The 11,492-nt window shown below is 57.1% G+C and carries 9 protein-coding genes; 8 read left to right on the forward strand and 1 reads right to left on the reverse strand.

The window, feature by feature from the left end; genetic code table 11:
* Positions 1 to 118 precede the first annotated feature (118 nt).
* Together VIL80_RS03560 and roxA are read left to right on the forward strand one after the other, a co-directional pair.
* Complete coding sequence (locus VIL80_RS03560) at positions 119 to 589, forward strand: DUF4334 domain-containing protein (RefSeq protein ID WP_332034784.1); 471 nt, start codon at positions 119 to 121, stop codon at positions 587 to 589.
* A gap of 216 nt (positions 590 to 805) precedes the next feature.
* Complete coding sequence (roxA, locus tag VIL80_RS03565; protein WP_527250101.1) at positions 806 to 2,845, forward strand: rubber dioxygenase RoxA; 2,040 nt, start codon at positions 806 to 808, stop codon at positions 2,843 to 2,845.
* Positions 2,846 to 2,949: 104 nt separating this feature from the next.
* On the opposite strand, the gene VIL80_RS03570 is transcribed toward roxA, so the two are convergent.
* Complete coding sequence (locus VIL80_RS03570) at positions 2,950 to 3,954, reverse strand: AraC family transcriptional regulator (protein ID WP_332034786.1); 1,005 nt, start codon at positions 3,952 to 3,954, stop codon at positions 2,950 to 2,952.
* A gap of 168 nt (positions 3,955 to 4,122) precedes the next feature.
* On the opposite strand from VIL80_RS03570, the gene VIL80_RS03575 reads away from it, so the two are divergent.
* From VIL80_RS03575 to VIL80_RS03600, 6 genes are read left to right on the forward strand one after another with little or no spacing between them, the layout of a single operon-like run.
* Positions 4,123 to 5,331, forward strand: coding sequence for an acetyl-CoA C-acetyltransferase (locus VIL80_RS03575; RefSeq protein WP_332034787.1), 1,209 nt, complete (start codon positions 4,123 to 4,125; stop codon positions 5,329 to 5,331).
* A gap of 39 nt (positions 5,332 to 5,370) precedes the next feature.
* Positions 5,371 to 7,524 carry a 3-hydroxyacyl-CoA dehydrogenase NAD-binding domain-containing protein gene (locus VIL80_RS03580; protein ID WP_332034788.1) on the forward strand — a complete coding sequence of 718 codons (2,154 nt, stop codon included), beginning with the start codon at positions 5,371 to 5,373 and terminating at the stop codon, positions 7,522 to 7,524.
* A 10-nt stretch (positions 7,525 to 7,534) separates the two neighbouring features.
* A complete protein-coding gene (locus VIL80_RS03585; protein WP_332034789.1) occupies positions 7,535 to 8,707 on the forward strand; it encodes an acyl-CoA dehydrogenase family protein in 1,173 nt (390 codons plus the stop codon).
* Positions 8,708 to 8,727: 20 nt separating this feature from the next.
* Positions 8,728 to 9,498 (forward strand): SDR family NAD(P)-dependent oxidoreductase, encoded by a 771-nt coding sequence (locus VIL80_RS03590; protein WP_332034790.1) that lies wholly within the window; start codon positions 8,728 to 8,730, stop codon positions 9,496 to 9,498.
* A 12-nt stretch (positions 9,499 to 9,510) separates the two neighbouring features.
* Entirely contained in the window at positions 9,511 to 10,674 is a 1,164-nt protein-coding gene (locus VIL80_RS03595; protein WP_332034791.1) for a CaiB/BaiF CoA transferase family protein, read from the forward strand.
* Between the two features lie 23 nt (positions 10,675 to 10,697).
* On the forward strand, positions 10,698 to 11,489 hold the full coding sequence (locus tag VIL80_RS03600) for an enoyl-CoA hydratase/isomerase family protein (protein WP_332034792.1): 792 nt from the start codon (positions 10,698 to 10,700) through the stop codon (positions 11,487 to 11,489).
* Positions 11,490 to 11,492 lie beyond the last annotated feature (3 nt).

Here is an 11,492-nt window from a genome sequence, read left to right on the forward strand (position 1 = left end):
ACTGGTGCGAACCTATCCTTTTACCAATATCAATCAGGCGCTCGCCGATCTTTCCACCGGCGCGGCAATCAAGCCGGTACTGATGATGCCAGATAACAACAATTACTGAGGAAGATTTATGGATACCGTACTGGAAACCCAAGGTAATTATCTGGTTGCGCAATTCCAGCACCTGCAAGAGAGTGCGGTGACGGATGAACAGCTGTTCGCATTTTTTGACAGTCTGCCGGCAATGCCCGCAATGCGGATGTTGGGTGACTGGACCGGCGGAATCCTGAGCCACAATCATCCGGTAGAAAAGCAGTTGAAGGCAATGGCATGGCATGGCAAACGTTTTACCAGTGCCAATGATGTCAACCCGATAATCAGTCTGAATGACGCAGGTGAGCGTGTTGTCAACGACGTTCTCGGCGCGGCCTCATTGCGGGAAGTGGTGTTTCGCGGCATTGCCACCGCCACCATGATTTACGACAAAAGCCCGGTATTCGATCACTTTCGCAAAGTCACCGAGGATCTGGTGGTGGGTGTGATGGATCAGAAAGGAAACCTGCGCCCTCTGGTATTTTTTCTCGTGCGCCTGCAGGCGTGATGCGATTCCGCTCACGCTAAATATCTGTCACAAAATCAGACTTGTGGTGTGGCTTAGAATTAGCATAAGCGCCATATTTTCAGAAATTCATCCATTCGGACGAAGTAAAAAATCATCGGTTTCCCTATCGTGAATCACGATGGTGAGATGCTGCGTTCGGTGTGAAACACTGATGCATCCAAAAGCATAAAGATAACAACTTTTGGAGATATTCCGATGGTTCGTCAGAAAACGAAGGGCGCTGGCTTGCCCGCAGTTTTGCTGGCAGTTTCAGGGCTGGCGTTGCCCGGTCTGGCTGTCAGTGATGAGTTGCCACTATTAGATCAACAGTATGTCCGATCGCCGCTGACAGCGGGCTGTAATGGCCAGCCAGACAGCGCGCCGATTCCTCTGGACCCGCGGACACTTGTCGTGCCGGGCGTGAACAATCCGAACTCCGCGGTGCAGTTCAATGCCTACTGGGTAGACCTGCACAACCCACCGGAACCTTTTATTCAGGACCCGCAAAAGCTTCCGGCGAACCCCACTACCTGTGGTGAGTTCCGTGCGAGTGTCGCGAGAGGCAAAAACAATCTCGAAACTCGTGATTATTTCCAGTTCTTCAGTACCTCGCAGGCCTATTACAGCCTGTATAAGACTTGGGGCTATTTGCTTCGCCCCTCTGATTTTGATGACCAGGTCATCAAGCGCTACGGTCTCACCAAGGCACCTTTTAACAACCCCTATCCCTACCCTTGGGAAAACCCCAAGTGGACCAATGGTGGCAGCGGCCAGTTGCCGATGGGGCTGGTTCAGGTCAAGGATGAAGACGGCCAGTACACGGGTATGATCGCTTCATCCTGTTCCGGTTGTCACGATTCCAAGATCGGCAGCGATAGCGAATCCTATTTCCATTGGGGGCGAGCCAACGGTTCTATTGATGCCGGCCTGATCCAGTCCGACCTGTTCCGGGCCAATGTATTCACCGAGCCGCTACAACTGGCTCCCATTCCCTGGAGTGTGAACCGCGGCAACACCGATGCGATCGGCATTATCGATTATCTGCCGGCCCTGTTTGACATGGATACCATGATGCTGGCCCCGAGCCTGCTGGAATATTTCCCCAGCCACGCCGGTGGGCAGAGCAAGGCACCGCATTGGTATCACCGTGCGTTCAAGACCCGTCAGTTCTGGGACGGTGCATTGACCTCGGATAATGTGCGCTCGGAAGCGGCGTTCGGCATGGCCAACCTCACTCGTAACTCTGAAGAGCGGCGCGCGTTGACCCCGGAATTTGAGGATATCGACAACTTCCTGATTTCCATGTCGCCCCCCAGCTATCCCAAGGCGATCAATACGACGCTGGCAGAACAGGGCGCAGTTCTGTTCCACGAGCGCGATCTGTGGGCCAATGGCGCCAATGCGGAAATTCCGAAAGCGCCCGGCAACGGCTCATGTGCAAGTTGCCACGGCGTTTATTCACCTCGTCACGCCGCCGACAGCAACTATTTGCCCGACCCGCGCCTCAAAGGTGTTGCTGGGGTAATCACGCCGCTGGAAACGATTGGCACCGATCCCCAGCGGGCTCTACTGATGGCAGATGAGAAGAAGCGCCGTGCCTGGAATACTTCATTCTTCGCCTATAACGACCTCAGCCCGGACCACACCGGCTTTGTGGACAGCCTGGTCGTCAGTGCGCTTAACCGTGTACCGCGCGCCGCCTACGATCGCGGCGAAGGGCCGGTATTCTCGCCAATGGGGCCGAACGAGTGGATTGAGCCTTTTGGTTATATCGCACCGCCGCTGTATGGCGTGTGGGGTAATGCACCCTTCTTCCACAACGGTAGTGTTCCGGATCTGTGGGGTGTACTCAAGCCATCGGACCGCGCGCGAATCTGGAAGCGCCAGCAGACCACAGCCGGTATTTACGGCAAAAACCGTGGCCTGGATATGAGCTTTGCCGCCTTTGACTGGAACAAGTTGGGTTGGAAGTATGAGGCACTGGAGTGCAGTAACAATTTCCTGACTTCGCCGTTCCTGCCCTGTACCAACGATATGGCGACGCCGGATATTCTGTTTGCCAACGTGGCCAACAAGGTGGCGGAATTCAATTCACTCGCTTACCAGTCTCCGCCTCCGATTACCGACAAGCAGATCAAGTCACGTATGATCTTTAACAGTTACCTTTATGGTATGGGTAACCAGGGGCATGAATTCACCCAGTCTCTCACGGATGAAGAGCGCTATGCGCTGATTGAATACATGAAGACGCTTTAACTCTGATGCACCATTGATGTCATCACCACACGCCTGTTGTTAATGTGGACTTGGCCGCCCGCCCTAGGGGCGGCCTTTTTTTATCGGATATTTTCGAGTTGGATTCAGTAGTACTTCTTGCGGTAGGCGTGTGGCGTATAGCCGGTCCACTTTCGGAAAGCGCGGATGAAGGTGGCAGATTCGGCAAAGCCTGTGAGAAATGCCACCTGTTCTACCGACATTTCGCCGTCAGCCAAGTGTTGCATGGCAACATCACGGCGCAACTGTTCCTTGAGCTCTCCATAGCGGATGCCTTCGTCACCCAGTTGCTGGCGAAGTCGTTTTGGACTGGTGCCAAGACTCTCGGCCACATCCACCAGCGTGGGCATCTCAATCATATTCTGTCGCAGTATCGAGCGGGTTCGACCAATCCAGCTCTGCAGGTTGTAGTTGCCGAGCAACAGGTTGCGCTGCGGATGGCGCAGAAACTCGTCTAGGGTCTCCTGGGTCTGGCGAATCGGCTTCTGCAGCAGGTCGCGGCGGAATTGCAGTTCGCAATGCTCGGCGGAAAACGTGATGGGGGCACCAAGAAAAATTGCCCGGTATTCGCGGGCATGCTCCGGCGCGGGATAGTTCAGGGTCACCTGGCTGAGGCGCAGGTTGTGACGGGTGAGCCAGGATGCGAATCGGTGCAGGCCAAACATCACCATCTCAAAGGCGTACGGCTCTGGTTGCGTCTGGGTATCCCAGAGCGAAAACCGCAGATGTGCCATGTCCGCAGTCAGCAACAATTGGGGCTTAAGTCCGCGTTCGATCATGCCGTAGAAATGGCAGTAGCGTTTCAGTGCCTGGCCGAGATTGCGGGTGTGGATCATCCAGTGTGACAGTGCTGCGCCGGTCCCCAATTTCATCGCTGGCTGGGTGTAGCCGAGAATTTCATCCCCCATTTCCCGCATGGCGAGGGTCTGCAGGTCCGCATACTGGCGGGCACTTACACGCGCGGTTTCATCCTGCAGGATTTTCGGAGGAATACCGCAGCGCTGTAACAGTTTATCGGGGCTCAGTCCGTGCGCTGGGGCGAAGCGTAACACGGCGTGTAGAAATGAAACCGGGATGGAGAAATCCTGCATCTGCGCCTCTTATATTTTTTGTGCAGCCAATTGCATTTTGCGCACCGGGAACAAAATGTCAATTTGTGGGGCGGTATGTTCTTGTTGGGCTGGGTTTTCGCACACCATAATGCATAAAAGGTTCATATTTCGATTTGTAAAACACATTGGGAATAACAGGAATCAGCGATGACTCATACGGCCTATATCTACGACGCTATCCGCACTCCGCGGGGCAAAGGAAAAAAAGACGGCTCCCTGCACGAGGTAAAGCCGGTTGCTCTGGGCGCGGGCCTGTTACGGGAATTGCAGGGCCGCTTTGATCTCGACACCAGCCGCGTCGATGACGTGGTGATGGGATGTGTTTCCCCGGTGGGTGAGCAGGGCGGCGATATTGCCAAGACGATCGTGCAGTTCGCCGACTGGGATGAAAGCGTTGCCGGTGTTCAGCTGGACCGCTTCTGTGCCTCCGGTTTAGAGGCGGTAAATATCGCCGCGATGAAAATCGCCTCCGGTTGGGAAGACCTGGTGGTGGCCGGTGGTGTGGAATCCATGTCGCGGGTACCCATGGGTGTTGCCGGCGGTGCCTGGCTCAACGATCCGGAAGTCAACGTACACGATGGCTCTGTTCCCCAGGGAATTGGTGCGGACACCATCGCCACGATCGAAGGCTGGGATCGCGAGGCTGTGGACAGCTATGCGCTTGCTTCTCAGCAGCGCGCGGCAAAAGCGCAAAGTGAAGGGTATTTCGATCGCTCAGTGGTACCGGTAAAAGATCTGAACGGCATGACCATTCTTGCCAGGGATGAATTCATCAAGCCCAATACCACACTGGACATTCTCGGCCAGCTGAAGCCGTCATTCGCCGGCATGGGTGGTATCGGTTTTGACGACCTGATGCTGCGCAAATACCCGCGCCTGCCGGCCATCAACCATGTGCATACCCCGGGGAACTCTTCCGGCATCGTGGACGGCGCATCCGCTGTACTGATCGGCAATGAAAAAGTTGGCAAGGACCTGGGCCTGACGCCTCGCGGCCGTATTGTTGCCACCGCGGTACTGGCTACCGACCCCACCATCATGTTGATCGGTCCCGGCCCGGCGGCGAAAAAGGCGCTGGCCAAAGCCGGTATGACCACCAGCGATATCGACCTGTTCGAAATCAACGAGGCCTTCGCCGCGGTGGCGCTGCGATTCATGAAGGACCTGGATATCTCTCACGAAATCACCAACGTCAACGGCGGTGCCATCGCCATGGGGCACCCGCTGGGCGCCACCGGTGCCATGCTGATCGGCACCATGCTCGACGAACTGGAAAGACGCAATCTCAAACGCGGTCTGGTTGCACTCTGTGTAGGCGGTGGCCAGGGCATCGCCACCATTATCGAGCGCGTGTAACGGCTAACGACCATTAACAAATTTGAAACGGTGAGAGCAATGGCTGACAAATACAACGGATTTATCTACGACAAAGACAGCAACGGTATCGTGACCGTCACCATGGATATGGATGGCCCGGTCAATGCCATGAACGAACAGTACCGTGCTGGTATGGCGGAAACCCTGAATCGCCTGGAAAAAGAAGATGGGTTGACCGGCGTGGTGCTGGCCTCCGCCAAGAGTACGTTCTTTGCCGGTGGTGATCTCAAGGCACTTTCCAGTGTGGCGCCGGGCGGTGAGCCCGAACAGTTTGAAATGATTGAATCTGGCGTGAAGGCACCGTTGCGTCGCCTGGAAAAGCTGCCGGTGCCAGTGGTTGCGGCGATCAACGGCGCGGCGCTGGGCGGTGGTCTGGAAATCTGCCTGGCCTGTAACCACCGCATTGCCTGGAAGTCGCCCAAGGTGTCCATCGGCCTTCCCGAAGTGACACTGGGATTGCTGCCCGGTGGTGGCGGCGTGGTGCGCTCTATCCACATGCTCGGCCTGGAAAAGGCACTGCCGATCCTGCTGGAAGGCAAGCATATGAAAGCGCGCGAAGCGCTTGAGGCCGGTCTTGTGGATCAGCTAATCGAGGTGACCGAAGATCTGGTTTCGGCGGCGAAGAAATGGATTGCAGAAAATCCGCAGGCAGCGGTGCAACCCTGGGACCAGAAGGGACACAGGGTGCCCGGTGGTGATATCTGGAGCCCGAAGACGAGCGCGATCCTCTCCAGTGCCCCCGCGATGCTGTTCAAGAAAACCCGCGGCCTGTTGCCGGCGCCGGAGAAAATTCTGGATGTGGCGGCGCAGGCGGTTACCGTGGATATCGACACCGCGCTGCGCTACGAATCCCGTGCCCTGGCGTATCTGATCACCACTCCCCAGGCGGTGAACCTGATCACCACCGGCTTTTTCCAGATGAACAGCGTCAAGAGCGGAGCCAGCCGTCCCAAAGGTATCGAGAAAACGTCGGTGAAAAAGGTCGGTATCCTCGGCGCTGGCATGATGGGGCAGGGTATCGCCTACGCCTCGGCACGCAGTGGTATCGAAGTGGTGTTGAAAGACATCAGCGTGGAAGCGGCAGAAAAAGGCAAGGCCTACTCCGCCAAGTTGCTGGATAAGCAAATTGAGCGCGGCCGGGCGACCGAAGAGGAAAAGCAGCAGCTGCTGAACCTGATCAAGGCTACTGACAAGTACGAGGATCTGCAGGGTTGCGATCTGATTGTGGAAGCCGTGTTCGAGAATATCGAACTGAAGGCAAAGGTAACCCAGGAGGCGGAGCCCTTCCTCGCCGAGGGCGGGGTGTTTGGTTCCAATACCTCGACGCTGCCGATTAGCCAGCTTGCGGAAGTGAGCAAGAAGCCGGAAAGCTTTATCGGCATCCACTTTTTCTCCCCGGTTGACAAGATGCCGCTGATCGAAATCATCTGCGGAAACCAGACCAGTGACGAGACCCTGGCCAAGGCCTTTGACTACGCGCAGCAGATTCGCAAGACACCGATCGTGGTCAACGATTCCCTCGGTTTCTTTACCTCCCGCGTTTTCAGCACCTTCCTGGATGAAGGTGCGCGCCTGCTGGTGGAAGGGGTAGACCCGGTACTGATCGATGCCATGGGCAAGCAGGTGGGCATGCCGGTCGGTCCGCTGACCATTCAGGACGAAGTGAGTCAGGAGCTTACCCGCAAGGCGGCGGAAACTCACCGCGCCATGGGTGTGCTGGGTAGCAAAGGCGATAACAGCTGCAATATCGAAGTGTGCGAGCGTTTGATCAGTGAGTTCGGCCGCGGTGGCCGCTACCACGGTGGCGGTTACTACGAGTACGCCGCCGATGGCAGCAAACAGGTTTGGCCGAAGCTCTACGAACTCTATTTCAACGCAGACGTGGACATGTCCGCGGATGATATCAAGGACCGGTTGCTGTTCCGCCAGGTGATCGAAAGTTTGAAGTGCCTGCAGGAAGGCGTGCTGCGCAGCGTGGCGGATGGCAACGTGGGGTCGCTGCTGGGTATCGGTGCTCCCATGTGGACCGGTGGCTTTATCCAGTTCGTGAACACCTACGGCTTGCAGAAATTTATCGACCGCGCCAACGCGCTCGCGGCGCAGTATGGCGATCGCTTCCTGCCGCCGGCAATCGTCGCCGATACCCAGGCCAAAGGGCAAACCTTCCGCTGAGGACACGGGCATGCTGAAGAGAAATTTCACCGAAGAACAGGTGATGTTCCGCGATGCCTACCGCAAGTTCCTGCACGAGGAAATCGTGCCCTACATGGAAGGTTGGCGCGAGGCGGGTATCGTCGACCGCCAGGCCTTCCGCAAGGCGGGAGAGATGGGATTCTTGATGGTGTGGCCGGAGGAGCAATACGGTGGTCTTGGAGACGATGATTTCCGCTTTGAGCAGATCATCATCGAGGAAAACCAGTACGCCCTCACCGGCGACTGGTACACCACCCTGCACAGCCGTCTTGTAGGCCCGTACCTGAAGCGTTTCGGAACAGAGGAACAGTTGCAGCGCTTCCTGCCGGACTGTGTGCGCGGCGATACCATTCTCGCCATCGCCATGACCGAGCCGGATGCGGGCAGCGACCTGGCCGGCATGCGCGCCACGGCAATCGATCAGGGGGACCACTTCCTGCTGAATGGCAGCAAGACGTTTATCTCGAACGGTATTAATGCCGACCTGGTGATCGTCGCGGCAAAAACCGATCCGGTAAACAACCCCCGCCAGATCGGACTGTTTCTGGTGGAGCGCGGCATGGACGGATTCGAGCGCGGCCGTAACTTGAAAAAGATGGGCAAAAAGGCCCAGGACACTGCCGAGTTGTTTTTCAACAATGTGCGTATCCCGAAAGCGAATGTGCTGGGTGATCCAACCCGCGGGTTTTCCCATTTGATGGAGGCTCTGGCGGAGGAGCGTCTTATCGCCGCCACGGAGTTTATCGCCGCGGCGCAGAAGGCTTTCGACCTGACGCTGGAGTTTGTGCGTGAGCGCAAGATGTTCGGTCGCTCACTGGCGGACTTCCAGAACTCCCAGTTTAAGCTGGCGGAGCTGCGCGCGGAACTCGATATGCAGCAGGTATATATCGATCAGTGCGTGGCCGCGGTGAACGAAGGGGCCTTGACTGCAGTGGATGCGGCCAAGGCAAAACTGGTCACCAGTGAGTTACTGTGCAAGGTGGTGGATGAGGGTGTACAGCTGCATGGCGGTTCCGGTTATATGGATGAGTACCCCATCTCCAGAATGTATACCGATGCTCGTGTTACGCGTATTTATGCTGGGACTTCCGAGGTCATGAAAATACTGATCAGCCGGGATTTCCTCCAGCAGGATTTCAAACCTTTTGTCGACAGACTTTAAAAACTCCGGGATTAAAAACTATGGATATCAAGAATAAAACAGCCATTGTTACCGGCGGCGCCTCTGGTCTCGGCAAGGCCACGGTAGAACGCTATATTGCTGACGGCGCCAATGTGGCGATTTTTGATCTGGATGAAAAGGGCGGGCAGGCACTGGCCGAATCCCTCGGCGAGCGCGCCATTTTTTGCAAGGTAAATGTCGCCGATGAGGAGTCCGCGGCGGCGGGGATCACTCAGGTGATCGAGACCTTTGGTGCACTGCATATCCTCAACAACTACGCCGGTATCGGTTCCGCGTGTAAAACCTACGGCAAGAATGGTCCGCACCCGCTGGATACCTACATGAAAGTGGTGATGGTCAACCAGGTGGGCACCTTCAATATGGCACGCCTGGCGGCGGAGCGTATGGCCGCCAATGGGCCGGTAAATGAAGACGGCGTGCGTGGGGTAATCATCAACACCGCATCGGTCGCCGCCTACGAGGGGCAGATAGGCCAGGTGGCTTACAGTGCGACCAAGGGGGCGGTGGTTGGTATGACTCTGCCGATGGCGCGAGAGCTGGCGAGCTACGGCATTCGCGTGAATACCATTGTTCCGGGCCTGATCCATACGCCGCTGTTTGAAACCGTGGAAGAGTCCTATTACAAGTCCCTCGAAGCTTCCACCGTTTTCCCGCAACGTTTGGGCAAGACCAGCGAGATCGCGGCGCTGTCCGCGCATATCGTGGAAAACGACTATATCAACGGCGAGTGTATCCGCATGGATGCGGGTATCCGCATGCAGCCGCGCTAACGGGAGGCCACCATGGGCGTACTCAGTGGATTTCGCGTAATCGAACTGGCGGGAATGGGGCCATGTCCCATGGCGGGTATGTTGTTGGCGGATATGGGAGCGGAGGTGATCTGCGTAGACCGCAGTCTCAATGCCGATCCCATGTACGCCAAGGACATGAGTCGTCGCGGCAAAAAATCCGTGGTGCTGGACCTCAAGAGCGAGCGCGGTCGCGAGCTCTTCCTGAAGCTTGTATCCACCGCGGATGTATTAATTGAAGGCTTCCGTCCCGGTGTTATGGAAAAGCTCGGCATTGGTCCGGAGGAGTGCTTCGCGGTCAATCCTGAATTGATCTTCGGGCGCATGACCGGCTGGGGCCAGGATGGCCCGCTGGCGAAAAATGCCGGCCACGACATCAATTACATTTCCCTCACCGGCGCCCTGCATGCCATCGGTCGCAAGGGGGAGCGGCCTGTGGTGCCGCTCAACCTGGTGGGCGACTTCGGAGGTGGTTCGATGTTTCTGGTGATGGGCATTCTCGGTGCGTTACTGGAGACCGGGCGCTCCGGCAAGGGCCAGGTGGTGGATGCGGCGATGGTGGACGGTGTCGCCAACCTGATGTGGATGTGCCACAGCTTTAACGCCGTGGGTCTGTGGAATCTGGCAGAGCGCGAAAGCAATCTGCTGGACGGTGCGGCGTTTTTCTATGACACCTACGAAACCGCCGACGGCAAATATCTGGCACTGGGGTCAATAGAACCGCACTTCTTTTCCCGCTTTGTGGAACTGGTCGGGCTGGATAAAACCGTGTTCAACAGCAGCGCGCAGGCAGATCCCAGCCAGTGGCAGGGGCTCAAACAAGAGCTGGCAGAGGCCTTCCGCCAGAAGACCCGCGACGAGTGGTGTGCGCTATTGGAAGACAGTGATGCCTGCGTGTCCCCGGTATTGAGCGCCGATGAAGCCCCCCATCATCCCCACAACAGTGCCCGCGACAGCTACCTCCCCGTCGATGGCTATCTGCAACCGGCGCCGGCGCCGCGTTTCAGTCGTACGCCTTCGTCGGTATTGCACGGCCGGCGCCAGCAGGGGGCGGATACCCGGGCGGTACTCACCGCGCTCGGAATCCGCGGGGACGATATAGAACAGTTGGAGGCGCAGGGCACCGTGGCTTGTGCCCGTTCACCGGAAACGGTTTGAGCTGCACAAATAAGGAATTCTTTATGGAATTGTTTGAAACCGTCCTGTGCAGCGTTGAACAGGAAATTGCCACGATCACCCTGAACCGTCCGCAGGTACGCAATTCGCTCAATCAGAAATTGCGTCTGGAACTGCGCGAGGCGGTGGCAAAGGCCAGCGCCGACAAAAGTGTGCGAGCCGTAGTGCTGGCAGCGTCGGGGCAGGGGTTTTGTGCAGGGGCGGATCTGACTGAGCGTCTCCCCGGTTCGGACCAGGACGGCTTTGTCACCCGCCTGCTCAACGAGGAATACAACCCGCTGATACTCGCGATCAAGCAATCGCCCAAGCCTTTTGTGTGTGCGATCAATGGTGCGGCGGCGGGTTTCGGTGCATCGCTGGCAATGGCGTGCGACCTGATCGTGATGGCGGAGGATGCGTACCTGTACTCCGCGTTCGGTGCGATCAGCCTTATCCCCGATGGCGGCGCGCACAAATTTTTGCTGGAGCAGCTGGGCAGCAAGCGCGCTTATGAAATGATCGCGCTTTCGCAGAAACTCGCCGCTGCACGTTGTGTCGAGCTGGGGCTTGCCAATCGCGTGGTGCCGGCGGAAGAGCTGCTGGTGCAGGCGACGCAGTTTGCGCGACAGGTGGCCGCGGCTGCACCGCTTACCCTGCAGTATTCCAAGCAGATTCTGCGGGAGGCGCAGTCCTATGACCTGGAGTCGGTGATGGCGCTGGAAGCGGAAATCCAGAACCGGCTGATTCGCAGCAAGGATTTCCGCGAGGGTTCCATGGCCTTTTTTGAAAAGCGCAAACCGGAATTCGAGGGTTGCTGAGCG

This window comes from Microbulbifer sp., assembly GCF_036563125.1.
Lineage (GTDB): Bacteria > Pseudomonadota > Gammaproteobacteria > Pseudomonadales > Cellvibrionaceae > Microbulbifer.